The 25,620-nt window shown below is 45.2% G+C and carries 25 protein-coding genes and 3 pseudogenes; 10 read left to right on the top strand and 18 right to left on the bottom strand.

Going from position 1 to position 25,620, the window contains the following annotated elements:
- Positions 1-24 precede the first annotated feature (24 nt).
- Positions 25-432, top strand: coding sequence for a cupin domain-containing protein (locus tag KT99_RS00400; protein ID WP_005495803.1), 408 nt, complete (start codon positions 25-27; stop codon positions 430-432).
- Between the two features lie 57 nt (positions 433-489).
- On the opposite strand, the gene KT99_RS00395 is transcribed toward KT99_RS00400, so the two are convergent.
- Positions 490-1,026 carry an NADPH-dependent FMN reductase gene (locus KT99_RS00395; protein ID WP_005495801.1) on the bottom strand — a complete coding sequence of 179 codons (537 nt, stop codon included), beginning with the start codon at positions 1,024-1,026 and terminating at the stop codon, positions 490-492.
- 283 nt (positions 1,027-1,309) lie between these two features.
- On the opposite strand from KT99_RS00395, the gene KT99_RS00390 reads away from it, so the two are divergent.
- The 3 genes from KT99_RS00390 (at position 1,310) to KT99_RS21860 (ending at position 3,070) form a co-directional block, all read left to right on the top strand.
- Positions 1,310-2,212 carry a LysR family transcriptional regulator gene (locus tag KT99_RS00390; protein WP_005495800.1) on the top strand — a complete coding sequence of 301 codons (903 nt, stop codon included), beginning with the start codon at positions 1,310-1,312 and terminating at the stop codon, positions 2,210-2,212.
- 190 nt (positions 2,213-2,402) lie between these two features.
- Positions 2,403-2,927, top strand: coding sequence for a cation:dicarboxylate symporter family transporter (locus KT99_RS00385; protein ID WP_005495798.1), 525 nt, complete (start codon positions 2,403-2,405; stop codon positions 2,925-2,927).
- Positions 2,921-3,070, top strand: coding sequence for a hypothetical protein (locus KT99_RS21860; protein WP_198401982.1), 150 nt, complete (start codon positions 2,921-2,923; stop codon positions 3,068-3,070). The genes KT99_RS00385 and KT99_RS21860 overlap by 7 nt, the downstream gene beginning before the upstream one ends.
- Before the next feature lie 301 nt (positions 3,071-3,371).
- Here KT99_RS21860 and KT99_RS00380 read toward each other — a convergent pair whose 3' ends face one another.
- From KT99_RS00380 to KT99_RS00365, 4 genes are all read right to left on the bottom strand, one after another.
- Positions 3,372-4,337: an ABC transporter permease gene (locus tag KT99_RS00380; RefSeq protein ID WP_005495796.1), complete on the bottom strand. Its 966-nt coding sequence runs from the start codon at positions 4,335-4,337 to the stop codon at positions 3,372-3,374.
- A gap of 3 nt (positions 4,338-4,340) precedes the next feature.
- Positions 4,341-5,471, bottom strand: a complete 1,131-nt coding sequence (locus tag KT99_RS00375) for an ABC transporter permease (RefSeq protein ID WP_005495795.1) — start codon at positions 5,469-5,471, stop codon at positions 4,341-4,343.
- On the bottom strand, positions 5,468-7,057 hold the full coding sequence (locus tag KT99_RS00370; protein ID WP_040571433.1) for an ABC transporter ATP-binding protein: 1,590 nt from the start codon (positions 7,055-7,057) through the stop codon (positions 5,468-5,470). The genes KT99_RS00375 and KT99_RS00370 overlap by 4 nt, the downstream gene beginning before the upstream one ends.
- Before the next feature lie 128 nt (positions 7,058-7,185).
- Complete coding sequence (locus KT99_RS00365) at positions 7,186-8,190, bottom strand: BMP family lipoprotein (protein WP_005495793.1); 1,005 nt, start codon at positions 8,188-8,190, stop codon at positions 7,186-7,188.
- Between the two features lie 893 nt (positions 8,191-9,083).
- On the opposite strand from KT99_RS00365, the pseudogene KT99_RS23445 reads away from it, so the two are divergent.
- Together KT99_RS23445 and pyrC are read left to right on the top strand one after the other, a co-directional pair.
- Positions 9,084-9,850, top strand: a pseudogene (locus KT99_RS23445) (ISAs1 family transposase).
- Positions 9,851-9,966: 116 nt separating this feature from the next.
- Positions 9,967-11,001 (top strand): dihydroorotase, encoded by a 1,035-nt coding sequence (pyrC, locus tag KT99_RS00350; protein ID WP_005495788.1) that lies wholly within the window; start codon positions 9,967-9,969, stop codon positions 10,999-11,001.
- Between the two features lie 60 nt (positions 11,002-11,061).
- Here the strand turns inward: pyrC and KT99_RS23130 are convergent, their stop codons facing one another.
- The 5 genes and pseudogenes from KT99_RS23130 to KT99_RS19905 all read right to left on the bottom strand — a co-directional run bounded on the left by KT99_RS23130 (position 11,062) and on the right by KT99_RS19905 (position 13,663).
- A complete protein-coding gene (locus KT99_RS23130) occupies positions 11,062-11,304 on the bottom strand; it encodes a GGDEF domain-containing protein (protein ID WP_269764029.1) in 243 nt (80 codons plus the stop codon).
- A gap of 74 nt (positions 11,305-11,378) precedes the next feature.
- On the bottom strand, positions 11,379-11,570 hold the full coding sequence (locus KT99_RS23125) for a diguanylate cyclase (RefSeq protein WP_005495785.1): 192 nt from the start codon (positions 11,568-11,570) through the stop codon (positions 11,379-11,381).
- Positions 11,571-11,668: 98 nt separating this feature from the next.
- Positions 11,669-11,913, bottom strand: a pseudogene (locus KT99_RS23440) (hypothetical protein); the annotation flags it as partial.
- A 626-nt stretch (positions 11,914-12,539) separates the two neighbouring features.
- A complete protein-coding gene (locus tag KT99_RS00340) occupies positions 12,540-12,839 on the bottom strand; it encodes a hypothetical protein (RefSeq protein WP_040571431.1) in 300 nt (99 codons plus the stop codon).
- A gap of 467 nt (positions 12,840-13,306) precedes the next feature.
- Positions 13,307-13,663: a DP-EP family protein gene (locus KT99_RS19905; protein WP_005495779.1), complete on the bottom strand. Its 357-nt coding sequence runs from the start codon at positions 13,661-13,663 to the stop codon at positions 13,307-13,309.
- A gap of 93 nt (positions 13,664-13,756) precedes the next feature.
- Here KT99_RS19905 and ppiC point away from each other — a divergent pair, with 93 nt between their 5' ends.
- Positions 13,757-14,035: a peptidylprolyl isomerase PpiC gene (ppiC, locus tag KT99_RS00330; RefSeq protein WP_005495777.1), complete on the top strand. Its 279-nt coding sequence runs from the start codon at positions 13,757-13,759 to the stop codon at positions 14,033-14,035.
- 188 nt (positions 14,036-14,223) lie between these two features.
- Here the strand turns inward: ppiC and KT99_RS00325 are convergent, their stop codons facing one another.
- The 3 genes from KT99_RS00325 to KT99_RS00315 form a co-directional block, all read right to left on the bottom strand.
- A complete protein-coding gene (locus tag KT99_RS00325) occupies positions 14,224-15,036 on the bottom strand; it encodes an alpha/beta fold hydrolase (RefSeq protein WP_005495774.1) in 813 nt (270 codons plus the stop codon).
- 72 nt (positions 15,037-15,108) lie between these two features.
- Positions 15,109-16,593 (bottom strand): carbon starvation CstA family protein, encoded by a 1,485-nt coding sequence (locus tag KT99_RS00320; protein ID WP_005495773.1) that lies wholly within the window; start codon positions 16,591-16,593, stop codon positions 15,109-15,111.
- Between the two features lie 428 nt (positions 16,594-17,021).
- Positions 17,022-17,579 carry a hypothetical protein gene (locus tag KT99_RS00315; RefSeq protein ID WP_005495771.1) on the bottom strand — a complete coding sequence of 186 codons (558 nt, stop codon included), beginning with the start codon at positions 17,577-17,579 and terminating at the stop codon, positions 17,022-17,024.
- A gap of 177 nt (positions 17,580-17,756) precedes the next feature.
- Here KT99_RS00315 and KT99_RS00310 point away from each other — a divergent pair.
- Positions 17,757-18,301 (top strand): annotated as a pseudogene (locus KT99_RS00310) (glutathione S-transferase).
- 198 nt (positions 18,302-18,499) lie between these two features.
- Here KT99_RS00310 and KT99_RS00305 read toward each other — a convergent pair.
- The 5 genes from KT99_RS00305 to KT99_RS00285 all read right to left on the bottom strand — a co-directional run bounded on the left by KT99_RS00305 (position 18,500) and on the right by KT99_RS00285 (position 23,718).
- Positions 18,500-19,123, bottom strand: a complete 624-nt coding sequence (locus KT99_RS00305) for an energy-coupling factor ABC transporter permease (protein WP_005495767.1) — start codon at positions 19,121-19,123, stop codon at positions 18,500-18,502.
- Positions 19,124-19,310: 187 nt separating this feature from the next.
- Entirely contained in the window at positions 19,311-19,814 is a 504-nt protein-coding gene (locus tag KT99_RS00300) for a VF530 family DNA-binding protein (RefSeq protein WP_005495765.1), read from the bottom strand.
- A gap of 247 nt (positions 19,815-20,061) precedes the next feature.
- Positions 20,062-20,553 (bottom strand): transposase, encoded by a 492-nt coding sequence (locus KT99_RS00295; protein ID WP_005495764.1) that lies wholly within the window; start codon positions 20,551-20,553, stop codon positions 20,062-20,064.
- A gap of 114 nt (positions 20,554-20,667) precedes the next feature.
- A complete protein-coding gene (locus KT99_RS00290; protein ID WP_005495762.1) occupies positions 20,668-23,259 on the bottom strand; it encodes an LruC domain-containing protein in 2,592 nt (863 codons plus the stop codon).
- Positions 23,260-23,265: 6 nt separating this feature from the next.
- The gene (locus KT99_RS00285; protein WP_040571411.1) at positions 23,266-23,718 is read right to left on the bottom strand and encodes a hypothetical protein; all 453 of its coding nucleotides are present in this window, start codon (positions 23,716-23,718) and stop codon (positions 23,266-23,268) included.
- A gap of 592 nt (positions 23,719-24,310) precedes the next feature.
- Here KT99_RS00285 and KT99_RS00280 point away from each other — a divergent pair.
- Together KT99_RS00280 and KT99_RS00275 are read left to right on the top strand one after the other, a co-directional pair.
- Entirely contained in the window at positions 24,311-24,760 is a 450-nt protein-coding gene (locus KT99_RS00280) for a dCMP deaminase family protein (RefSeq protein ID WP_005495757.1), read from the top strand.
- A 257-nt stretch (positions 24,761-25,017) separates the two neighbouring features.
- Positions 25,018-25,458, top strand: a complete 441-nt coding sequence (locus tag KT99_RS00275; RefSeq protein ID WP_040571427.1) for an OsmC family protein — start codon at positions 25,018-25,020, stop codon at positions 25,456-25,458.
- Positions 25,459-25,620 lie beyond the last annotated feature (162 nt).

Here is a 25,620-nt window from a genome sequence, read left to right as displayed (position 1 = left end):
TGGGACAGGCTTTAGCCGGGAGAGATGAAACAAGCAATAAACAGCACAGGAACCCCTATGTACTTAACCAATGAATCAGAGCATGACTATCGCTTCGGCGAGTATGGGCCTAAATACCTGACCAAGGGTCCAAGAGTTCACTTCGGCATTGTGGTGATAACCCCAGGTGAGGCTCACCCTTGCCATAAACATAAGACTCAGGAAGAATCATTCTTGGTACTCGAGGGTGAATGTGCCGTTTATGTGGATGGTGAACGTGTGCTAATCAAGCAAGGCGACTATCTACGCTGCGAGCCCGGTGAGTCTCATCTGTTCAGAAACGAGAGCGATAAAGACTTTAAATCTGTCTTCGTCAAAGCGCCCTATAGCGCAGAAAAAGACAGCGTCTACATCGACTGGCAACCAGGCCAGCCCTTCTTTAAAGAAGAGTGAAACAAGGCCCTGATGTGACACCCTAAAGTCTAGGGCCTTGTTTCTAGGAACTAAGAACTAGGCACTCGCTTGATGTAACTTAAATACCGCTTCTTTCAGCGCCTGCTTGAGCTCATCATTTTTAAGCTCACCCTTTTCCATGTCGAAATTGTCGAAGAAGCTAGGGATAGATAGACTCGCCTTCACATCGGCAGCAAAATAGGGTGCAGAACCTGCGGCGGCTGCTAATACGGATTTAGCGCCACCAGGCCCAGGAGAAGTCGCGAGCAATACCATAGGCTTATTCTGGAACACCTTCATATCTATGCGTGACGTCCAATCGAACAGGTTCTTATAGGCTGCGGTGTATGAACCATTATGCTCGGCAAATGAGATGATGATGCCATCGGCTTCACCCAGTTTGGCAAAGAATTTCTGCGCCAGCTCAGGCTGACCTAGCTCCTCTTCCCTGTCTTGGCTAAAAATAGGCATCTCATAATCATTGATATCGAGTATCTCAACTTCGGCACCTTCCACTAGTGATGCGGCGTACGTAGCCAGTTGCTTGTTAATCGATTTAGAGCTGTTGCTGGCTGCGAATGCTAATATTTTCATAATAATTCCTCTTTAACTTTAATTTTAGGAGCCGCACGGGGCTGTCTTGATTTATTTTGGCTCGAGGCTGTTCTTAATTTAATAACACGGCTCAAGGCTTTTTTTAGAACCGCTCTGGGCTGACTTTCTTCACCAGCCGCTCAAAGCTGTAGTGATCTGCAAGGCTAGGTAGCATTTGTTTGTTACAACTGCTTATTACAAAGCTTGTTACATTGAATAGTGATAAGTGTATATTGATAGTTATTCGAGATTAATAACCTTAATTGATAAAGACTATTTCCATATGACTATGAATAAGCTTTTTGATGGTGTCATGGTATTCACTCAGGTGGTGAAAACCGGTGGTTTTTCGGCGGCAGCCGAGCTGATGGGTCATTCAACGTCTTATATCAGTAAGGAAGTCAATAAGCTCGAAGAGCGGCTTGGCGTGCGTTTACTCAATCGCACCACGCGCTCCATAGCTCTGACACCTGAAGGAAAGGCATACTATCAAGAGTGCCAGCAGTTAGTCGCCGATGCAGAGCAAGCGGTGAACATGCTGACTCTGCACGAGCTTGCGCCTAAAGGCATCCTAAGACTTAGCACTCCAGTCGGATTTGGCAATAACTACCTGCAGCCCATCTTAGCCGAATATATGCGCCTCTATCCCAATGTCTCCTTAGATCTAGACCTCAATGATCGAAAAGTTGACGTTGTAGCAGAAGGTTACGATCTGGCCATACGTGCCTCGTTGCAGCTTGAGGAATCAAGCCTCATCTGCCGTAAGATATTTAGCTGTAAAGGTTATATTGTCGCCAGTCCGGGATACCTGTCTAAACATGGTCGCCCCCACCACCCACAAGAATTAAGCCGTCATAACTGCTTCTGTTACAGCAATCTTAAATCACCGAACAAATGGCAATTTAATGATAAAGAAGGCAAACCTTACTCCGTAGAGGTTAGGCAAAAATTAGTCTGTAACAGCGCCGAAATGGAGCTAGCCTTGGTTCTAGATGACTTAGGGATCTGCCGACTACCTATGTTTTATATGGAGGAAGAGATCAAATCAGGAAAGCTGGAGATCCTGTTTGAAGACCTCCCCGCCCCTGAAATTGATGTGTTTGTGGTGTATCCCAGTCGCAAACATCTGTCACCTAAAGTGAGGGCATTTATCGATTTAACCGTCGAGCAACTCTCGAAAAAGTAGTCTCTCATTTACAAGAAAATTCAATCGAACACATGTTAGAATATTGAACTAATTCTTGGTGTTAATGTTAAATTCTCATTCTGTTGCGCTCGTATTTTCAACAAACTGGAATCAACGAGCATCTCTGGCAGTTTTGTATATGGATGTCATTCGTGGTTAAAAAATACTTTCTATCACCAGCTCAACTCAGATGTTGATCGCTATGTTCCTTGGCTTCGGCGTGGGGCTTTTTTTCGGTGAATCTGTAGGCTGGCTCAGCACCATAGGTAATGCGGTTATCTTGCTGATGCAGATGACGGTTTTACCCTATATTTTAGTCTCGCTGATAGGTGGTATCGGCAAGCTACAAAAGAGCACCGCGACACTCATATTTAGCCGAGCCGGCATGATAATGTTACTGCTCTGGCTGCTGACTGCCATCTTATTTGTATACTTCGCAGGCTGGTTTAATGGTACGCCGGTAGATTTAAGTGCGATACCCTCGCGGTCTATCAGTGGCCTGTTATCCCTGTTTGGCAGTGTGTATGTGGCGATTCCTTTCATGTTAGATCTGGTACATCTGCCGTCTGATCTGTTCCAGCTGTTCGTGATGTCAGGCTTTATTACCGGAAAATTTAACTCCATTGCCGCGGTAATGAATCTATTTGCGCTGACCATTTTGACCGCTGCCCTGTTCCACAAATGCCTCAAGCTCAGAGTAACCAAGCCTTGCTGAATTACGTCAATAACTGGCAGAAACTGGGTAAAGTCGATGGCCATCAGGAACGGATCTACAACTATTGGATGCTCGGCCAAGGGGCAACAGAAATTAAACCACGCTGGTCTATTATCAGAGATGTACTGCACTGGGTGGATTAATGGTTCTAGGTGCGAGGCTCTTATGTAGGAGCGGCTTTAGCCGCGAATGTACGGGCTAAGAACGAGGCATATCATATCATCACACGTCATTCCGGCATCTTGTTAGCCGGAATCCAGCTCTGTCTTTGCCTGAACTTGTTACTCGCAGCTCCCTTCGCGCTATCTTGAAATTACCGCTTACCGCTTAAAACTTATCTCTATACGATACATATCAAACGAAAAAGTCGGCTTGATAGCCGACTTTTTACATTGAAGCAGTTAACCAGTGCACTCGCTATCGAGTAGCGAATGCACTGCAGGATTAACGCGTCTTCACATACGGTACACCGATCGACTTAGGTCCGACAGCGCGGCCAATAAAACCGGCAAGCAGGAGTACTGTCAGGATGTAGGGTAAGACTTCGATTGCCTGTACCGGAATGACACCCACTACCGGCAACTCGATACCCTGCAGACGAATCGCCACTGCATCGAGGAAGCCAAACAGCAGACAACCAAACAATACCGGCACAGGCCTCCACTTACCGAAGATCAACGCGGCCAAGGCGATGAAGCCCTTACCGGCACTCATGTTCGCCACGAAGCCGGCACTGTGCGCGGTAGACAGGTAGGCACCTGCAATACCGCACAATATGCCTGCACAGATCAAGGCGCGATAGCGGATCCAGGCCACCGAGATACCCGCGGTATCCACCGCATGGGGGTTTTCACCCGCCGCGCGCAGACGTAATCCAAAACGGGTTCGAAACACTATCCACCAGACAGTAGGCACCATGGCCAGCGCCAGGTAGACCAAGATGTTATGGCCAGAGATAAGTTCACTATAGAGCAGACCAATGACAGGAACATCCGCAATCGCATCGGCTCCTGGCAGCGTGATAGAAGTAAAGCGCTCACTGTCAGACAGAGCAGGAGTCTGCCCGCCCAGACCAAACCAAAAGCGTCCCAGCGTTACGGTCAGACCTACGGCTAGCATATTAATCGCCACACCTGAGACGATCTGATCGCCTCTGTGGGTGATTGTGGCAAAGCCATGGAGTAACGACAGAGACACCGAAATGCCGATGCCGGCGAGCAAGCCGAGCCAAACAGAGCCAGTTACCGAAGCGGCCGCGGCGGCGGCAAACGCCGCCGACAGCATCTTGCCTTCCAGCGCGATGTTCACTATGCCAGAACGCTCCGAGAATAGGCCTGCCAATGCCGCTAGAATCAGCGGGGTCGAGACTCTCAGGGTCGCATCTAAGATTAAAATCAGATTCTCATACATAGCTTAGGCCTCCGTTTGTGCTTTGCCGAGGGATTTTTTACGTCGATCCCAGAGCACAAATAAATGTTCGGTTGGCTTCACCAACATCAGTGCCAACGCACCACTGAACAGCACCACTAAGGCCTGCACCACTTGAATCATCTCACGATCGATATTGGGAAAATCAAATGCCAACTCAGCTCCACCCTGATACAGGACACCAAAGAGCAGACTCGCCAATATGATACCGACAGGATGATTACGACCAATCAGACACACGGCAATTCCGGTGAAGCCATAGCCGGCCACGAAATCCAGTTTCAACTGCTGACCATAACCTTGTACTTCATTCAGGCCTAACATCCCGGAAAGAGCACCGGATATAAGCATCACTATGATGATCAATTTCTTATGGTTAATGCCGCCATACTCAGCCGCTGTAGGACTCGCGCCCATGGCGCGAATGGCATAGCCCCAACGGGTGCGCCACAGTAATACCCAAACGAAGACACAACAAGCCAAGGCGATAAAGAAACTCAGGTTCATCGGCGACTCAGAGAAAGATAGCCCGAACCAAGCCGCTATTTCATGGAACATCGGCATCACAGCGCTTTGTTCAAACATCCGCGAAACCGGCGCCATCTGACCGTCCAGCTTAAGTACGTTAACCATCAGATAGACCATCAGCGCCGAGGCGATAAAGTTAAACATGATGGTGGTGATCACGATATGGCTGCCACGGTAGGCCTGCAGATACGCGGGGATGAGTGCCCACAGGGCACCAAATGCCATACTGGCAACCATGGAGATAGGCAGAAGAGCCCAGAATGGCAAGGCCTGATCTAAGCCCAAACAGGCGAGTCCAACCCCCAAGCCACCGAGATAAGCTTGACCTTCACCACCGATATTAAACAGCCCGGCAGAGAACGCCACCGCCACCGCCAAACCAGTAAAAATAAAGTTAGTCGTATAATAGAGGGTATAACCGATACCTTCCTGATAACCTAAGGCTCCCTTCACCATCACCATCGCCGCCTCAATGGGATTCACATCCACGGCAATGAAAATAAATGCTGAAAATGCAAAGGCGAAGAAAATATTGATCAAGGGCAGTCCGATGACATTTACCCACATAGGAATTTTTGAGTCGTTCACGCCTGACCTCCGTTAGTCTTTTGTCCTGTAGCCGACTTGCTCAGCTCATCGGGTAATATGTTGGCCATCATCATCCCAAGAATTTTCTCGTTCGCCTGTTCACCGCTCACTTCTCCGACGATATGGCCATCGAACATCACGATGATCCTATCGGCCAACGCCATGATCTCATCGAGTTCCACCGACACCAGTAGAATACCCTTGCCTTGATCTCTGAGTTCGATGATGCGTTTATGGATAAATTCGATGGCACCTATGTCCACTCCCCGGGTCGGTTGACCGATCAGCAGCACATCTGGATTTTTGTCCACTTCGCGAGCTATGATTAGCTTCTGCTGATTGCCGCCGGAAAATAGCGAGCTTCTGAGCTTAGGATCTTGTGGTCTTACGTCCCACTCCTCCATCAAGCGCGCACACTCCTGGGTGATAACCTTAGGCTTATTCAAAACCTTGCCATTATATATAGACCGATTCTGATGCCCTAAGATGGCAGACTCTTCGGCGCTGAAGGCTTTTATTAGCCCCATGTTCAGTCGGTCTTCCGGCACATGGCCGACACTTAACTGACGAACACCATCCGGCGAACAAGGATGCTCCGCATCGATAAGAGTCTGGCCTATGGTTATCGAGCCACTGGTTGGTATGAGTAAGCCTGCGAGTGCATTAATCAAGTGAGACTGGCCATTACCTGAGACCCCGGCAACACCAACAACCTCACCGGCCTTGATCTCTATGTTAACCTTTTTAAGACGATCGACGCCCATACCATCGGTATAGGTCAGATCTTTAGTCGACAATAATATCTGGGCAGGCTTAGCCGCACTCTTATCGACTTTTAAGCGAACTTTTCGCCCCACCATGAGCTCGGCCAGCTCTTCTTTATTTGTCTCGGCCGTCTTTCTGTGGGCAACCATAGTCCCTTGGCGCATGATCGAGACGTTATCTGTGGCAGCCAGAATCTCTTTGAGTTTGTGAGTGATCAGTAAAATAGTGACGCCCTGCTCGCGCAGCGCATCGAAAATATGAAACAGATGCTCAGTTTCCTGTGGGGTCAGTACACCCGTGGGTTCATCCAGAATTAGGATCTTAGCCCCCCGATACAGGGCCTTTAAGATCTCGACTCTCTGTTGCAGACCAACAGGCAAGTCTTCAATCAAGGCATCGAGTGGCACATCGAGTTGGTAATCTTTTGCTAACCGCTCTAGCTCTTTGCGGGCATCAAGGAGACTGGACTTGAGCAGAGGGCCATTTTCGGCACCCAAAATCACATTTTCCAGCACGGTGAAGTTATCAACCAACATGAAATGCTGGTGAACCATGCCGATGCCGTGACTGATTGCCTCTTTCGAACTGGCAAGCTTCTGGACCTCACCGTTAATCAGAATATCTCCGGCGTCTGCGCTATAAAACCCGTAGATGATGTTCATCAGGGTCGATTTACCTGCCCCGTTTTCACCGATAATGCCATGAATGGTGCCGGGAGGAACTTGAAAATTAATATTTCGGTTAGCATGCACCGCGCCGAATCGTTTATCGATACCACGCAGTTCGAGTGCAAAAGGTTTGTCGCTAGGGAGTATAGACATAAATGATATTTCTCTTTGCAGCTCCATGTGTACTTCTCAAAAAGCTCTCCTACATGAGGCAGGAGAGCTAACTTTCACATTTTACAAATGCAGAGCACTATTATTGGGACTTATATTGGGACTTAGCATTAGTACTTACAGCTGTTATCAGCCATGTAATCGTGAACCTTGATCTCTCCGGCTATGATCTTAGCTGAAATTTCACCGAGCTTAGTTTCCATTTCGGCGGTCACTAGGTCACGGTTATACTCATCGAGCGTCCAGCCAACACCGTTCTCTTTAAGACCACGGGCATCGACACCCGGAGTGAAGCTACCACCTTGGGCAGCCGTGAATACATCAAATGTCGCCAAGCCGACACGCTTAACCATAGAGGTCAGCATTACGCCTGGATGCAGGTAGTTTTGATTGGAGTCAACACCGATAGCAAATTTGCCTTCATCTTTCGCAGCCTGGTAAACACCGATACCGGTACCACCGGCCGCGGCGAAGACTACGTCAGCGCCTTTACTGAACTGACTCTTAGCCAACTCGGTACCACGGGCAGGGTCTGACCATGCAGCGGGAGTCGAACCTGTCATATTCTGAAATACTTCAGTATCTTTACTGATGTATTTAGCACCCTGCTCATAACCACAGGCAAACTTACGGATCAGGGGAATATCCATACCGCCAACGAAGCCAACTTTATGACTTTTTGACTTCATTGCGGCTAATGCGCCGACAAGGAATGAACCTTCATGCTCTTTAAACACCAGAGACTTAACATTAGGTAGATCAACAACGGCATCGATAATCACAAACTGAGTGTCTGGGTGCTTTTTAGCCACCTTGTTTAATGCAGAGCCGTACATGAAGCCAACCACAACGATCGGACTGAAGCCACGACGTGCCAGACGCTCAAGGCCCTGTTCACGCTGTGCATCGTTTGCCGGTACAAATTCACGTACATCGATTTTGGTTTGTTCAGTAAATTTCATCACACCGTTCTGATAAACCGCCTGGCTGAAAGATTTATCAAACTTACCCGCTGAATCATAGGCTACGGCTGGTTTGAAATCTGCAGCGTTTGCGACGAAAGAGCACAGTGCCAATGACACGGCTGCCGCAGTAGTTGTTAGGATTTTCTTCATGATTGTCCTCGTTGTAGGTATATAAGTATGTATATAGATATGTATATAGGTATGTATATAAGTTTGTATTATAGGCAGTAACTTTATAATTTTAACTTCAGTATTTTCATGCCCCTAAGCCAGCTTAGTTTGTTGCAAAATTACCAGCTTAGATACTCACTTTGTACACGAACGAAGAGCTTACAGCAGTGAACTATAGAATGGCTAGGCCTAATTGCACCTTAACACCTATTCAAGCTAAGCAAGCAGCATGATTAGCCTTTATGTAATTTTACAACGAAAAAGCAGGCTATTTACCGCATATATAGCGGCACACCCTTGGCATTAACCTAATTTTACTACTGACCAGTAAGTAAACAGAATAATAAACACTCAACCTGTTCTTAATATGGGAAGGAATAAAACATCTAACATTAAGATTAGACGCATGGGCAACAAGCAAACCAACAAACAAATGATTAACACACGTACAACACCTACCACCACATAAGCAAGCATGTTCTGAAATAAAGACAATTATTTTTAATGTAACAAAACAACATTTCTCTCAGATTTTAGCTTGAATTATGACGATAAACGGCTACAGCTAGTGGATCTCTCTCCAATCCGACCATTTAATCACCGAGAAAAGCAAAAATATCTATTTTAATTATTTTGAAGAAATGTGATGCGGATCCAGCCAGACTATTCGAAATAACCTCTAAGAAACGATTTCAGTAAGTATAGAAATTGATTTCAAAACTTATACAGCCCTTGAAACCTAGGCTTGCTCTGCCGGAAACAAGGGGCACGCGTTGAAGACAGCGGTGCCTTGACACGGCAAGATCATTATAAATTGAACTTTATGCTCAAGTAGCGATCAGATCACCAAATACTCTTTTTTGGTGATGTTAATGACTGCTACTTTTTTAAAACATTTTGATTCGATTGCGGATCCCCGTATTGAGCGTTGTAAAAAACATAACTTATTAGATATTATTTTACTCGCTATAAGTGCGGTTATGTCAGGCTCTGAAGGATGGGAAGACATTGAAAACTTTGGACATCTAAAGCTTGATTGGCTTCGTCAGTATCGTCCTTTTAAAGCAGGTATTCCTCGGCATGACACTATTGCCCGTGTTATCTGCCGATTAAAAGCGGATGAAAAAGAGATAGCAAAGCTAATCGTTAAGCAAAAGGCTGATTATATTCTAGCGCTTAAAGGTCATCATTCTGGTCTACAGGGTGAATTAGAAGCTTGGTGGCACAAGTGCTGGTTAATAAAAGTTGGTTAAATAATAAATATCAGTGGGTTGGCTTAAAAAGCATTATCAAAGTAACATCAGACGTACATGAAAAAACGACAGGTAAAGAGACCACTGAAACACGTTGGTACATTAGCTCATTAGATTTAAATGCAGAGCAGGCGTTATCTTCTGTGCGAAATCACTGGCAAGTAGAAAGTATGCATTGGGTGTTAGATATGACATTCAGAGAAGATGAATCACGGTTCCGTAAAGGCCGAGGTCCGCTTGCTTTTAATGTGATGAGAAAAATAGCAATGACCTTGTTCAAGCAAGACCAGACAAAACGCGCGAGTATAGTGGCTAAAAAGAAGATGGCAGGGTTGGACGACGAGTATCGCTCAACCCTGTTAGAGTCAGGGATTAAAATGCGCTAGCCGTGGGTGCCTTGACCAGTCAGCGCATCTCAACTGTAAATAATGGTAAAATATGGCATAATATTGCGCAGAAAAAGCGAGTAAATGCTTGTCGTAACGCTTAGGAGAACCCAATAATGACGCAGATCACCCTACTTACTCCCGATGATTGGCACCTTCACTTCCGTGACGGTGATATGTTGCAAGAAACTGTCCCGGCTACTGCCAGACTCTTCCAACGTGCTATCGTCATGCCCAACCTGCTACCACCGGTAACAGATGCCAAGATGGTCAATGCCTACCGTGAGCGCATTTTAGCGGCGCGTCCACAAGGTTCAAGCTTCGAGCCCTTGATGACGCTTTTCCTGACTAACGACACCACTAAACAAGACATCATAGATGCAAAAGCGGCCGGCGTTGTGGCGGCTAAACTGTACCCAGCAGGTGCTACCACTAACTCAGATGCTGCGGTAAAGGCACTCGATAGCCTCTTCCCTATCTTCGAAAAAATGGCTGAAATAGGCATGTTACTGCTGGTTCACGGTGAAGTCACTGAGTCACATATCGATATCTTCGACCGTGAGGCTATATTTATCGAGCGTAACCTGACTCGCATCGTCGATGTTTTCCCAAGCCTTAAAGTGGTGTTCGAGCATATCACCACTAAAGAAGCCGCCGAGTTTGTCGCCAGCACCTCTGACAATGTAGCCGCAACCATCACGCCACAGCACTTACTGCTAAACCGTAACGACCTGTTAGTCGGCGGCATACGTCCACACAACTTCTGTCTGCCAGTGCTTAAGCGCAACATTCATCAACAAGCATTGCGCGCAGCTGTTGCTACTGGTTCTAATAAATTTTTCTTAGGTACTGACTCTGCGCCACACGAGAAGCACCGCAAAGAATCGGCTTGTGGTTGCGCCGGCTGTTACAGTGCCTGGGGTGCACTCGAGCTTTACGCTCAGGTATTTGATGACTTGGGCGTTATTGACAAGCTTGAAGGTTTCGCCAGTACTCATGGTCCGGACTTCTACGGTTTGCCGCGAAACACCAGCACACTAACACTGATAAAAGAGACCTGGACAGTACCTAGCGAAATAATCCTACCAAACGGCAAGCCAATCGTGCCTTTCTTCGCTGGCGAAGAAGTGAATTGGAAAGTGAAGGGATAAGCATGCCGGAATGACAGTAATAATTCGCAGCTGAAAATTCTTAACTCGCGACTTTACCCCTCAACAACTTAAGTTAATTCTATTCCTGCCATCGGCCTTGGCACGGTAAAGTGCTGTGTCGGCTGCACATAACAGGGCTGTTCCCGTTCTGAACTGACCATCGACTTCAGCTGCTATACCCTGGCTCACGCTCACGGTGACACGTTCATCCAGGCCTAAGTCAGTATATTTAAGGCTATTGATCTCTAGCTGAATATACTCGGCCATCAGCTCAGCTTGCTTGGCATCAAACCCCGGTAGGATTAGCGCAAACTCCTAGCCGCCGTATCTTGCTGCGACACATTCATCCGATGGCAGTGAGTGAGCAATCACGTTGGCTATCCTCTGCAGGCAATGGTCCCCCCCTGAATATGGCCATACTTGTCGTTGAACAGCTTGAAATGATCGACATCTATGATCACCATACTGATTGGCTTTGCTGAAGCTGTACAAGCTTGCCACTGAGTTCGCAAGGAGGCACGAATACCCTTCGGTTCGCCAATTTGGTCAGGCAGTCTGTCGATGCCCATTGATAGAGCTGTTGGAATTCAGATTTATGCTTGGTCAGGTCTCGTATCACTATGGCAAAAATCGGCGAACCCAATGATAGATAACTGATTGAGAATTCCACATCCAAGCTGCCACCCTCCGCTAATATCAGCGATGCTTCGATGGGCGTATGATCAAGCTCTGACTGACAAGCTGCTCTTCCAGCATCTGCTGATAGCGCGTCCTTTGCGGCTCTCTTAAATACTCTTGCCAGGTTTTACCAATAATATCCCCCGGCTCCCCCAGCCCATCACTCGCTCCCAGCTTTCCAGCAGCCCCCGCCCCGCCAGCAGAAAGTAGCTCAATAGCCTTAGCGTTAATCATCTTAATTGTGCCTCTGGCATCAACCACCAGCACGGCTTCCATCAACTGCTGAACTAATAAATTGAGTACGCTACGATAACAATCATCGAATAAAATATCATCGTCTGGAATACTGAAAGGTGTTGGTATAAATACGGGGGCAGGTTCTGGCGATAAAGCCTGAACACCTGTTCGCACCCTAGCCAATGAAAACTCATCCAGAGGCATAGTCAATTGCTGAGCCATCTCGGAATTTTCCCTTTAAGTATTCGACCTGGCCTTTTTCATCATCGCGTCAAATTCATCAGCCGGAGATAAGCCTTTTTCAGCAATCGATACTTGCCTATTGTCTTCATAGGGCTTGGGAGGAAGTGTTAACATTAGAGTATCCTTAGCAGAATTTACTAACCTGACGCTTCAAATGCGTCTAACTGCTGGATACTCTACCTAATTATTCTTCTTGGAACCTTTCGGTAAGCTTCCATCTTAACGTATTGTTTTGCATGAGTAATTCAACAGCAATCAGGGGCTGCATTTAGCGGTCATCAGGAAAGTATAGAAAGTGATGCTGAATGTGACATAGGAATAACCGCGGAACACTCGCCCTTTAAAAAAAGAGCGAGTAAATATTGAGCCTTACCGCTGAGTTAATGGGTATCACTAACCTCCGTCTCTTTCTTCTGCTTTGTATTGTTCACACAGTCCTTTGCATCCTTCACATGTCCATTGGCATTGCCACAAATATCGGCATACCACTGCACCCTGACACCTCTTACCGCCGTATGTTGCGGACCGGCATGACCATTCCAGGTCGCCTCGAGTTGAGCCTTACTGATAGCATTAAAACCGCCAAAACCTTGCCCGCCGCCTCTGGCCGAGACATAAGTGCTGGTCAACGCAATTAACACAGCAACCAATAGATACCGTTTGTATATGAGACTGCTCATGAGAATCTTCATTATTGTATCCTTATAGATCATTGGCGCCAGAAGAGGACGCCCACTCTTCGAAGGTAGGGTATCGCCCGCCTCCTGCGCCCGCAGCCTAAATGGGGTAGGAGCACGCCCTATCACAGATAACCAGAGCACATTTGCCTCAAACATTGAGGCTTAGCCGTACTGATAGTTATAGTTATAATTATAGTGATAGTTAAATAGAAAGCCTGAGGGCTAGGTTTATTGCGCTTAGTTTCATTCCATTTGTAACAAAAAGAGTTAGCAGTAATGATGCACTTGTATGTTGAGCGCGGCTGGGCATAAGCAAGCGCTTGTTAGCCCGCCCCTTTATGTAAACATAAGGACAGTACAAGCACCTTTAGCGGCTATGATTTTTTCTCTGGGAGTCACATCAAATAGCAGTTTGATTAGTAAAAAGAAAGGCTAACTAAGGTAAAACACCTTAGTAGGGCTAAAAATTATTCAGAACCTCTATTGACGACCTGCGGATCAGGACTCACCAGTAACAAGTCACCCTCTTCGCTGGTGAAGATAAACTGGAATTTGCTTACTCCAAGATTATCGATATTGTTTTCTAAATAGATACTTTGGCCGTCATCACTGATGGTGACTCGCTCTATGTGTGCATCAAAAGGATTGGTAAAGCCATACGCAGGGCTTTCGGCATCACACAAAGGCAACGCTGGCGCTGTCAGCAACTGATCCGTATCACTGAGCACTAGCGCATCTGGATACTCAGCGATACTAGCTTGCAGGCCAAATAGTGAGAGTATTTGGTAATTCTGCACGGCTATCAGCTGGTTTATATCGGCCAAAACATAGGTTCTGCCCCTTATACACGATATAATCGCTGCAGAAGCTTAGCTAAAATCCAGCTTAATAAATACATACCTTTGAGAGTTAACAACATGGCAAGAACCGCTGCTGCACTGCACATATTAGTCAAACATAAAGAGCAAGCCGAAGACATCATCAAGCAATTGAAAAAAGGCGTTAAATTCGATGTGTTAGCCAAGAAACACTCGTCTTGTCCATCGGGTAAGAAAGGCGGCAGCTTAGGCGAGTTCAAGAAAGGTCAGATGGTGCCTCAGTTTGATAAGGTCTGTTTTACCGGTGAGTTAATCACCCCGCATTTAGTTAAAACAAAGTTTGGCTGGCATGTGATTAAGGTTCTTTACCGAACTTAAAGGACAGAGCGACCTTAGGTCTGCGAGTCCGTGACTTCGTCACTAGGAATACGCAACTCCGTTGCTTCGAAAAACGAGAACAAGCTTTTGCTCTTTCCTCGCAGCCAACGTGTTGGCGCTCTCGTAGTGAGCTTACGAACGTTCTCGAAGGGAACTTGTTCCCGTTCTCGTAGCGTAGCGATCTAACTTTATCTCGCCATCCCCAGTAGCAAGCGCAATAAAATCTCAGGCTTATCTAAGCTGGCATCATGACCGCAATCATCCAGGTAAATGACTTGGGTATGATAAAAATCGGATAAGGCTTGTCCACAACTTGGGTGAGCCAGTCGATCTCGATTGGCTACTATTACATTTACAGGGACATTTACAAGACCATGGTCAATAACTGGGGCATCAAACGAGGCGCATGCGGCTAGCTGCCGCAAACCATTGAATAGAGAAGTATGACCTTGCTGGCGATAATGACTCCAGTCTTGTATCAACTTAAAATCATCGCCCCGGCATTCACTGGTGAGCTGGATAACTGTCGCTTCTATTAAACTGACACCAGCAAGTTCTCCGTTAAGCCAGCGTCTGCCGGTCCCCCAGGCTGATTTGACCAAAGATCTTAGCTGAAAACGGCAATACCAAGGTGATAGATTGGCGGCGCTGCTGTTGATTAGCACCACTTGTTGCACTCGGTTTGGTTTATGTTTTGCCATTTCCAGCGCCAACATACCACCCATAGAAAGCCCTACCAGACAGACAGGATCGAGCACTTCCCTTGTTGCCCCCTCGCTTAACACCTCATCAATCTGCGCCCAGACATAGTCGGCATAGGCTGAGATACTCAAGGGACTGTTAATCTCAGCCAAGGTGCCATTGCCGGGCAGATCTGGCGTGATAACCCGGACGCCGGCCACCGCGAGCCGTTGAGAAAATCCATACCAGTGACGGCGGTCTCGCATCAAGCCCCTGAGTAGTACGAATGTCATCCCCTCTTTCGCTATGCCTGCGATCATGGCTAAGTACCTCCAGGTACAAAAAAGGGCGGCACATGGTGCCGCCCTTTTTTATCAGGTTAAACCGTTAAATTAAGACTCTGTCTCAGCCTCTGATTTTACAGGCTTACGCTTCTGGTGCGCTAAGATCAGTGCGATCAGAGAGATGGCGCCTACGGCGATACCCACAGGTTGACTGAGCGGCTGAGGCAAGCCCAGCCCTATGCCAGCAGTCATAATGTAAGACACGGTCACACTGGTTCCACCAATCGCAGGCAGACTCACGATCCAATGGAATGCGCCTCTGTCGAATAGATACTTAGTGGCGAGCCAGAGTACACTGGTCGACAGCAACATATTCGAGAAGGCAAAATAGCGCCAGATAAGCGTGAAATCGATCTTAGTCATAAAGTAGGCGATGACCAAAATAGGTACGGCAACCAAGAGACGATTGCGAACGTTCTGCGGGATATTGAAGGCATCGATGATGGTCAATCGCAGAGATCTAAACGCCGTATCCCCGGAAGTGATCGGGAAAATAGCCACAGCGATAATTGCCATTATGCCACCAGCGACACCAAGGTAAGTGGTCGCAACTTGGTTAACCACCATTCCCGGACCACCTAGATCCAGTATTGATTTAAGCTCCATGTAACCGCCCGGGAATGCTGCGATACCCGCCAGCGCCCATACACAAGCAACAATGCCTTCACACATCATGGCACCATAGTAGACAGGACGGACATATTTTTCATTGGTCAGACAACGGGCTATTATCGGCGCCTGGGTCGAGTGGAAACCACTGATGGCACCACAGGTAATGGTCACAAATAGCAGAGGCCAAACCGGCAATCCATCTGGATTAGGTTCCAACAAGTCATTGTTATAATGGCTATGATCGAAGTAGGCGAAGATGTCTCCCACCTCAGGTAGCTGAGGGGCACTGATCAATAAGGCCACACCGATAGACACAGTCATGACTATCATCAAGAGACCAAATATCGGGTAAAGCTTAGTGATGATCTTATCGATAGGCAGCATGGTTGCGAGGAAATAATAGGCCAAAATCACCAATACCCAGAAGGTGTTGTTAGCGAGAATAGTCCCTTTGAAGTAATCTAAGTTACTCAATAATCCCGCAGGGCTCATGATGAACACCACACCGACGAAGAACAGCAACATGGCGGTAAAAATAAGCATCACGCCTTTAGCGTACACATTGAAATAGCGGCCGGCTATCTCGGGAAGACTCTTACCATCTTCTTTGATGCTGAGCACACCGGAGAAATAATCATGGACTGCGCCGCCGAGGATGTTACCTAAAACGATCCACACCAGAGCAATTGGACCATAGATGGCACCTAAGATGGGGCCGAAAATCGGGCCGACACCGGCAATATTGAGAAACTGAATTAAGAAGGCTTTCACCGGATGGACTTCGACATAATCGACTCCATCGGCAAAGCGAGCTTGAGGGGTCTTCACATTCTTGTCGATTCCCGCCTGACGTTCTACAAACGGACTGTAGAACTTATAAGCGAGTACCAACAAGGTAATGCAAATAATAAATATAAGCATTTTTTATCATCCATACTTTTATAGGGTACATTTACGGTTAAGAGTGTCTGCCAGTTGAGACATCAGGTCAAGTAACAACATGTTATACCAAGGTCTAACATGATCAGCCTCAAAGCTTGATGTAGCGTGGTGGGAGGACTCGGACATAAAATTGGCGCGGCCCATACCGTCCTTTAACTTACTTTTTTATATCTACTTGCTGCCTTTATACTAGCTTACGACCCCAGTATTTACGGATTGTTCATCGTTCCCTATGTTAATTAAATTCACCAGGGACTCAATATTCTTAATGTCGTTAAGCGCGATACTTAGAGTCATAAGATGCTGTAACCTTGCTTCAATTTCCAGAGAAAAAGAGGCTTAGCTAACATTCAAAACAGAGAATTGAATCTCACAAGGAGCAGATAGATGAGATGACCCGCTGCGGATTATAAAGCCAGATGGTCAGCATTGACCAATTGCGCCTTTAGCGCTTCATTAGACTTTTCTAGCAGGGTGTTATCGGCTTGCATATCGTCTAACTCAGCTTGAAGGCTTAAGAACTTGCTAATGGTTGAGTTTTTCTCTTTTATCGCCCTCTCTTCTCTCTCTTTAGAGGTTACCAACTTAGTTTTAAGTTCGCTAATCATGGTCATCAGTCTTTTTATATCTTCAGTTTTAGCTAAGCCTTGATCGCTACCGACATAAGTCTCTGTCGGTTTGCCCTCTTCCATCAAGGCATCGGCTTTTTGCTTCAGAAAATGATAGCCAAGCCGCAACCCGAAGAAGAGGCAAGTGAGAAAGAACACCAGGATATAATGATTATCAGCAACGGAAGCTAGCGCGGCATTGCCTCTTGCCAAAAGGTCACCGCCGCGAGTGAAGAAAGTGGTGATTAATTGGTTGTGCCAGAATAACCAGATCAAGACATAGGTGAGCAAGAATCTAGGGGCGATTTTTTGATTCTCATTAAAAATCAACACTGATTTTATTATTTTGGTAGACATAAAAATTCCTTTTTTTGAATAATGCCAGCTTTGCCCTCCGCTTTCAACAATACTTAATTAACAATTGTTTGCAAGACCTTACTTAGTTCAATTTTAAATCAATGGACATAAAAACAGCTAAAATAAGCACAAGCTCATATAGTATGAAATCTAGATAAAATCCCAAAAGGAAATGGCATGCAACTCTATATCGGCAATAAAAATTACTCTAGTTGGTCACTACGTGCTTGGTTGATGGCGATGTCACAGTCTGGGACTCATTAGCCATCTGTGAATATCTCAATGATACCTATCTGGCGGGGGATGCATGGCCCAGCGAGCCTAAGCAAAAAGCCAAGGCCCGTTCGATAGCCAATGAAATGCATTCTGGCTTTAACGCTCTGCGTAATGAGCTGCCGATGAATATTCGAGCCACACGTTGTCTTCAGCTCAGTGACGCGACAAAAAAAGACATTAAACGTATCGATGAAATTTGGTCACAACAGATGCATGAATATGATACTGCCGATACCGGTGGCTGGTTGTTCGGCACCTGGTCAATCGCCGACATGATGTTCGCCCCGGTAGTCATGCGTTTTCGTACCTACGGCATCATAGTCTCTGATGCCTCACGCCGATATATGGCCCATGTAACTGAGTGCCCAACAATGCAGCGCTGGATAGCCGACGCCTTAAAGGAAACTGATATTGTCGATGCCGATGAAGCGGGCGTTGAGCTTTGATTTATACCTATTTAAACAAATAAGCTAAACGATGAATGAGGCCCTACATCCCTCCCGAACCTGAACTCGTATTAATAGCACCACACTCAAATACCAGTTCCATTTCGACCAGTTCACTCTTTTCTTGGAGGCTGGCATGGGTGGCACCAATTCTATGCCGTTACTGGTAAAAATGAGTCAAGATTATCTATTGAGGTATTAGCGATTGAAATAAGTCCTATCCGAGTAGTCGTAAAGCCATTGAGGTCGATAGACCACCAGCAAGGTGACAGCCATGCCGTTGAGTAATGCTTCAGGGAAGCCAAGCAAGGGGATCAGTAAGAGGTAGTTATCACTGAGAAAAGCCCAGTCATAATCTGTAGTCAGCCAGAGCCAGGTTGCCCAAGATAAGATATGAAACACGATCGACAAGAAGGCGTTGATGAATGCGCCGCAGAAGATGTAAACCAGAAAGTGATGGGGAAGATATTTAAATACCTGACTATAAACCACAAAACATAAGAACAAAGGCAAAGCGATAGCCAGCAGGCCATAAATGCCAAATTCGAACGGCTGCTTGAGTATGAAGGTGGAAAAAAATATCACCGGCAAGATCGCGATCACAGTCGCCATGCGCCAGCCGTACATCAACATCAGCACCACTAACCCAAGAAAATGCACATGTATGCCTTGGACTAAACTAGCATTGATAAGCCATAAACTATTAAGGGCAATAGCGGCGATCAATACCTGTGTTTGCTTCTGCTTATCTTTTATTAGGGCGATGAGTTCATCTGTGGGCCAGATAAGCCAAAGCCAGAACAGTAACCCAGCTATCGACAATCATGGCCCCTGGCTATAACTCCAGTCAATCTCGCTAATTCGTTGTATTAAAAAGTCCTTCATTGACATGCCCACCCTTAATTTCTATAAGTATAAGAAGTCAATTATCAAGCGACATAGGGTTTTTTTGATGATGTATTTCACCGAGCACAAGCTTAACAAGGAAGAGGTCACGACTAACCTTAGGTTACTTACCCCAAGGATTGGCAGAGTCTTGAGAAGGTTCAGGTCTATCCGCTTTAGACCGCCTATTTTGCGCGTAGCCTTCTTGAGCCCTTGGCTTATCCTTGCCATAGCGAGGACGCCCCTGCCCTTCGTTACGCTTCATATCCTCATAATCTGCAGTCGCCTTGGCGCGCATTTCGGCAATAAGCTCGACGGTTAATTCTTCTGGCTTACGGGGCACGATACCATCGGCAAAACCACGCTCACGTGGCTTGAGCTCGAATTGAGCTGAGCTTCCCTTAGGCATACGCTTGAAGCGATAAAGATAGAAGCTCTCTACCCGCTCCCTCGCCCACTCAGTCTTCTTAAGAAACTTAAGGCATGCCGCCATATTCGGATTAATATTGAAACACTCTAAACGCAGGGAGGCGTATAAAATCTTCCAATCGTAAAACGCCACCAACTCGGTGAGCATAGTTTCTAAGCCTAAGCCATGTAATGGGTTGTTCTGTTGCTGTTCAATCATGGGTATCCAACTTACGCAATTTGGGTGTCTAGGCTCTAACGACTCACTCTACATTTCACTCAGAGCGGCCGATATTGATATCAAGAGCCTTTCAATAGCCTAATAATAACAAGAAACTCAGTCAGACACGTATAACTAAGTGATTTTTGTCATTTCGTTAACAGTAAACTTATCGACACAAGCTTCAGTTGCCGCCATGTAATCGGCTAAATGTTGGTTGCCCATATGCCTGTCTCTTAGTCACATCTCATAGCACCTTACCTGCAGCCAACATTTCTTTAGCTAAACGATAGCCTGAAACTTGTGCCTGCAATGTGTCCCAGCCTTCCCAAATAGTCCCCCAACTCGCCATACCTGTTCTTTTGCTGTCAGTAAAACCACCTAACTTAGCTAATGATTTGTAAGCCCATTTCATATCTGGAGCGGTTTTTCCGTCATGACCTTTAATTTTGTAATGTTGCAGCAATACCATCCATTCATCTGTTTCTAATACGCTGTCACAACACTGATTTTCTATGCTTGTTGCTTCATCGCTAAGCCCTTTCTTTCTGAGGTAGAGGGCTAAGGTCATGACTTCTCGCAGTTGCAGTAATCTCACACCAATAAAGGCCAAAATGGAAACGGCGCGTTCTAAATTTTGTGGCTCCGTCATTCGCTGCCGCTCAGCACGGCGAATATCACCTGATTTAGCATGTTGAAAGTGAGATTTAGCCCATTCTTCTGCATTGAAAATTGACATTGTTAAAGACTTTAAGTTATTGAATTTTATGATCAGATCCTGGTGATTCAATAAAGTTCAATTTTCTCAATATTTGTGTAGAAGAGTCAGGTGTTGTTCACTCCGACAGCGAAGTTATTTTCCTTTATTCTTTTTATGTTTGTACCAGTCTTTTTTACTCTTACCACGACTTGAAGCCCAATCTAAAATTTCAGGATAATCATGCGATAAATCCACTCTCTCTTTTGGATGTTCCCATATTTGCGGAATGATCATCGCCCAAGGTAAATTACCTTCTGTTTGATAATACTTATCCCTGCTTTTATCTGTATCATCTTGACCCGTACCAAATTGTCTTTTCGATGCATACTTGGTGGGTCGATAACCGGGGAAATGCACCTCAATAACTTCACCATTATCCAGTTTTCGTGAAATAAACGTATTATAAGGTGCCGAACCAAATATATTCTCATCCACTGGATTTTTTAAGTTGATGGTAACAATAAACATGGCACCTATGACTTTAGGACTATTCGGTTCCGTATTAGCAAATTGAAAACCGTTTGGTGCCGGTAAAGCATCTTCAATATCATCGATAATAACAAACATCGTCTGATTACCATCTGCAATCGGCGTTAATGGTACAGCATTAGAAGCTAGCCCCATGGTTGCGGATGCTATATTAGTAATCGGGGTATTAATACTTATCTTAAGTGCATTTTTATATGAGGCTCCCCTCGCGACGGGTTGAAGTTTAAGGATTATTTTACTTATCTGTCCATCAACTTTTGTCTCTATCGAATTATAATTAATCACCACATCATTAAAATCATAATCACCTTTACTGGGCCAATAATCTTCAAAAGCCATGGTCCCCATCTGATTTTCCGCGGGGGAGTAAGCAGTACTCGTGACTAAAGGTACAGGTACATCGGCTACTTCTAACGGAGAGGTATTATAAAGATTAACCTCCAGACCATCACTAAAACTATCGTTATCACTATCAGCATTGAGTGGGTCTGTAAGATGAAGATTAATTTCCTCATTATCGGTCAAACCATCACCATCGGTATCCGCCAGTGTCGGGTCTGTTGCTAACTCATTCACTTCGACTGCATCAGATAAGCCATCACCATCGGTATCAATTAATCCCGGATCGGTATTAAGGATGTTCACTTCATAGTCATCTGAAAACCCATCCCCATCCGTATCTAATAAAGTCGGGTCTGAATTATAAAATATAATTTCCTCTAAATCGGTCAGCGTATCTTGATCTGTATCACTTAAAAGCGGATTAGAGCCGTAAATAATCACCTCTTCATAATCAGTTAAGCCATCATTATCTGTGTCTGGATCTGTCGGAGATGTATGTAAAATATCAGTTTCATCACTATTAGATAATCCATCTCCATCAAGATCATCTGGATTTACAATCGCTTCCTCTATGGGGTTATCCAATGTTGCTAAGGTATTTTCTAAATCTATTTCGGCTTGTGTCTGCTGTGTTTGCACATTCAATGCGTAAACATATACATCACCAGATAAACTTTTTTTGATCTTTTTATTATGTGCGCCAACGCTAACATAGCTTGCAGAAACAGCCACAGCATGGCCAAAATTATCCTGAGACGCACCGTCTGCGGCGATAAATGAAAATGTCTCCAGCCAAATATCACCAACAAGAGTGAACAGAACAACGGCGCCTGATGATGAATTCATATTTTCAGCGCCAATCACTATATGTTCGCCAACAATCGCTACCGAATGACCAAATTGATCGCCAGAAACCCCAGTACTGGCAGTCAACTTGGCTTGATTGGTCCATACATCATCTTTGCGTTTATATACGTAAACGGCCCCCTTTTTTGTCTCATTATTTCCATGAGGGTCATTTTCCATCCTGGCACCAATAACCGCATAATCTTTAGAAATAGCGACAGAGAAGGCGTAATCGGCAGCACGAGTCACTAAGCCACCTTTTAGTGCGGCTTGTTTAGTCCAAGTATCATCAAAATCATCATATTTATAAATATAAGCAGAACCTTCTTTAGTCTTACCTGACTCTCCATCGCCAATGATCAAATAGCCTTCAAATATACTGACTGCGGCGCCAAATTGTTTACTCTTGAACTCTGAGTCTGGAGTGATCGTGGTATTTAAGACCCAATTAGACCCAGTACGTTTGTAAACATAAACAGCACCATCGTCATTCGCGCCTCCTGGCGAAGCAATTACCGCAAGATCGCCCGATATACTGACTGACTGCCCGAAAAAATTATTACTCGCTGTCCCAGGTTTCGTCATTTCTCCCTGCAGACTCCAGTTACCATTTTGGTAATTAAAGATATAAGCTGCGCCACTTTGCCCGCCTTGAAGCTTGGCACTGATAATGACACTCCGATCTGAAATCGCCACGGCACTACCAAACTGTTTAATTGCTGTCAGAGTACCTGAGATAGGGTCTAGACATGTCGTCATTGCCCAAGTGGATTGATTTCGCAAAAAAATACATGCTTCACCCTGATCACTTTGTTTTCCCGGCGTTCCAACAATGACAAAAGAATCAGTAACAGCCACTGAAGTGCCAAAATTAGCAAATGATTTATTGGCATCATTAGCAAGCTGGCTCTGCAGCGTAGGCTCAGCATTTAGAGAGAGATGCCATAAGCCCGCCATTAACAATAAGATAAATAAAGACACGTCTGAATATTTTTTTATATTAATCATAATCGTTTACTCAACTAGATAATGAATATTATTTGTTTTATCTATAGGTAGTTCAAGCTCTGCATAACTATCGCCATTAATAACGACTACCATTGATTCTATATAACTGGCTACAGGCAGCGAACTGGTATATTTCATCGCATTGTAAATCTCAGCTTTTTCTAACAGATTGATCGGCGCATGAGTATCTGGATCAGTTGCTGAATAAACTGAAATTTCCGTAAACCCTTGCATCTGACTGAAAGAAATATTAATATTCACCGTTCTCTGCATATCAAACGTAAAGCCATCCTCAATTAAAACCTCATCAAAAGATGGTCCTAACACAGGCTCAGGTTCAGTGTGTACCTCTACATCTGGTTCAGTATCTTCCTCTCCATCTGAGTTAGAACACCCCATAAAGAGCATCATAAACAACACTGCATAACAGCATATTATTAATCGACTTATATTACCCATTGCTCGATATCCTTTTAGCAAATTTGAGTTGATACTCGGTAAGCACAGCGTTTATAGCTTCACGAAAACCAATCTTAAATTCTAAATAGCAATGTTTAAGCCAACTGGAAAACATGAATGAATAAGATGTTAAGATAAAACAAATAAGAACTAGAAGTCACTGTTGGCTAAAGATAAAAGTGGCTAATTTCAATGTTGAATGATGATAAGTTCAGTTTATAAGCGCTCTCAAGAAATGATGAAGAGTGTAATTTGCAATGCATATAGCAAAGTACATATTACAATATTTCATAATGCAAATACTGTTACTTCCGCACCACACTAGGGACGAGTGACGGGGCTAGCGAGGATACACAAATTATGAGGGCGCAGGTTATTTCGCCCCAATTCGAAGCACTAAAATCTCCGTTTCTATCACGCTAACTCAACATTATTTACGCCTCATGAGCTCCAGATGAGCAGCTGTTAATAGGCCAGCCATTCATATCTCTATAGCGAGTTAGCTAGAGGTTGATTTATCACTGTTCTCGATAGAGAATAGCACTTAGTTAGACTAGTTTATTCAGTAGCATAAAATTGGAGTTCTTATTAGATGATGACAAAATGGGCGACACGTTTTCTACAGATGGCAGAGCTCGTTGCATCTTGGAGTAAAGACCCCTCCACTCAAGTTGGGGCGGTGATCACCGAAGATAACCGGATTGTCTCTTTAGGGTTCAACGGCTATCCTCACGGGATCTCCGATAGTGCCGAAACCGATAACCGTGAGATGAAGCTGCTAAAAACCCTACACGCAGAAGAGAATGCCATTCTCTATGCTAAGCGTGATCTCAGCGGCTGCGAGATCTGGGTTACCCACTTCCCCTGCCCTAACTGCGCTGCAAAGATAATCCAAACGGGTTTGAGCACAGTGCATAGCCCACAACCAAGCGAAGATTTCCTGTCTCGCTGGGGAGAGAAAATTAAAATAAGCCAAGATATGCTCGACCAAGCCGGCGTTAAAGTCGATTGGATGCAGCTAGAGCCGTCAGAGGCTGTTTGATAAAGAGCCCTCAGCGTCTATTTGATAAAGAGACCTCAGCGTCTATTTGATAAAGAGACCTCAGCGTCGGTTTTAAGGCATGGGATCAAAGTGTGTCCCATCTATCTATTGCGCTATTTACTGTGAGTGGCTTGATTTACAATCATATAAGACGGATCTTTTTATTAATTCAGCAATGTGTGAGATTAATCTTAGATTTAAATTACACATCCATTAGAATACTCTCATTGAAATAAATCTAATGGAGCTGAATGGATATGGCGAACAAAATTATAGAAGTAAATACTCGAATGGGAGAGGGCTGGAGAATTAGCGCACAGATCCGAGAGCACCTACTGGTGATTGATCAGCCTACCGCTGGAAATGAAGGAGCTAATCCACTGGAAACCTTTATATTCTCACTGGCCGGATGTATCTCGAGCATAGCTAAAATGGTTGCTAGAGAGCAAAAAATTGATCTTCATAAGTTTGATCTTTCGATGAAAGCACAGCTTAATACCGCAGGATTACAAGGGAAGTCTTCAGATGACCCCGTTGGTTTTAAAGTGATAGATATCATCGCCGTTATGGATGCAACGATTGATGATATTCAACTTAACCAAGAGCAAAAAAGTGCTTTTTTAGACACTGTTTGTCACCGCTGCCCTGTTCACGATAATTTACTTAAACCAACATTGGTAACCCACAGTGCAGCATAGCCATAAGCTCATGAAGTCATGAACTAGAAGCATGGATTTGTGATTCCATTTACAATCAGACAGCTGTCCTCCTTGCCCTACTCTTTATTCGAGAATGGAATATTAATCCAAACGGAGTTTGGAAAGGTCTGCGCGACTAAAGCCGCTCCTACATCAAACAAG

It is taken from the genome of Shewanella benthica KT99 (assembly GCF_000172075.1).
Lineage (GTDB): Bacteria > Pseudomonadota > Gammaproteobacteria > Enterobacterales > Shewanellaceae > Shewanella > Shewanella benthica_A.
Note: the sequence above shows the minus strand (reverse complement) of the source record. Positions and strands in the feature narration are given on the sequence as shown.

Coding starts and splice junctions, on each gene's coding strand:
- KT99_RS00400 (WP_005495803.1), top strand. CDS start 25: ATGAAACAAGCAATAAACAGCACAGGAACCCCTATGTACTTAACCAAT.
- KT99_RS00395 (WP_005495801.1), bottom strand. CDS start 1,026: ATGAAAATATTAGCATTCGCAGCCAGCAACAGCTCTAAATCGATTAAC.
- KT99_RS00390 (WP_005495800.1), top strand. CDS start 1,310: ATGACTATGAATAAGCTTTTTGATGGTGTCATGGTATTCACTCAGGTG.
- KT99_RS00385 (WP_005495798.1), top strand. CDS start 2,403: ATGTTGATCGCTATGTTCCTTGGCTTCGGCGTGGGGCTTTTTTTCGGT.
- KT99_RS00380 (WP_005495796.1), bottom strand. CDS start 4,337: ATGTATGAGAATCTGATTTTAATCTTAGATGCGACCCTGAGAGTCTCG.
- KT99_RS00370 (WP_040571433.1), bottom strand. CDS start 7,057: ATGTCTATACTCCCTAGCGACAAACCTTTTGCACTCGAACTGCGTGGT.
- KT99_RS00365 (WP_005495793.1), bottom strand. CDS start 8,190: ATGAAGAAAATCCTAACAACTACTGCGGCAGCCGTGTCATTGGCACTG.
- pyrC (WP_005495788.1), top strand. CDS start 9,967: ATGACGCAGATCACCCTACTTACTCCCGATGATTGGCACCTTCACTTC.
- KT99_RS23125 (WP_005495785.1), bottom strand. CDS start 11,570: ATGGGCATCGACAGACTGCCTGACCAAATTGGCGAACCGAAGGGTATT.
- KT99_RS00340 (WP_040571431.1), bottom strand. CDS start 12,839: ATGAGCAGTCTCATATACAAACGGTATCTATTGGTTGCTGTGTTAATT.
- ppiC (WP_005495777.1), top strand. CDS start 13,757: ATGGCAAGAACCGCTGCTGCACTGCACATATTAGTCAAACATAAAGAG.
- KT99_RS00325 (WP_005495774.1), bottom strand. CDS start 15,036: ATGATCGCAGGCATAGCGAAAGAGGGGATGACATTCGTACTACTCAGG.
- KT99_RS00320 (WP_005495773.1), bottom strand. CDS start 16,593: ATGCTTATATTTATTATTTGCATTACCTTGTTGGTACTCGCTTATAAG.
- KT99_RS00315 (WP_005495771.1), bottom strand. CDS start 17,579: ATGTCTACCAAAATAATAAAATCAGTGTTGATTTTTAATGAGAATCAA.
- KT99_RS00300 (WP_005495765.1), bottom strand. CDS start 19,814: ATGATTGAACAGCAACAGAACAACCCATTACATGGCTTAGGCTTAGAA.
- KT99_RS00295 (WP_005495764.1), bottom strand. CDS start 20,553: ATGTCAATTTTCAATGCAGAAGAATGGGCTAAATCTCACTTTCAACAT.
- KT99_RS00290 (WP_005495762.1), bottom strand. CDS start 23,259: ATGATTAATATAAAAAAATATTCAGACGTGTCTTTATTTATCTTATTG.
- KT99_RS00285 (WP_040571411.1), bottom strand. CDS start 23,718: ATGGGTAATATAAGTCGATTAATAATATGCTGTTATGCAGTGTTGTTT.
- KT99_RS00280 (WP_005495757.1), top strand. CDS start 24,311: ATGATGACAAAATGGGCGACACGTTTTCTACAGATGGCAGAGCTCGTT.
- KT99_RS00275 (WP_040571427.1), top strand. CDS start 25,018: ATGGCGAACAAAATTATAGAAGTAAATACTCGAATGGGAGAGGGCTGG.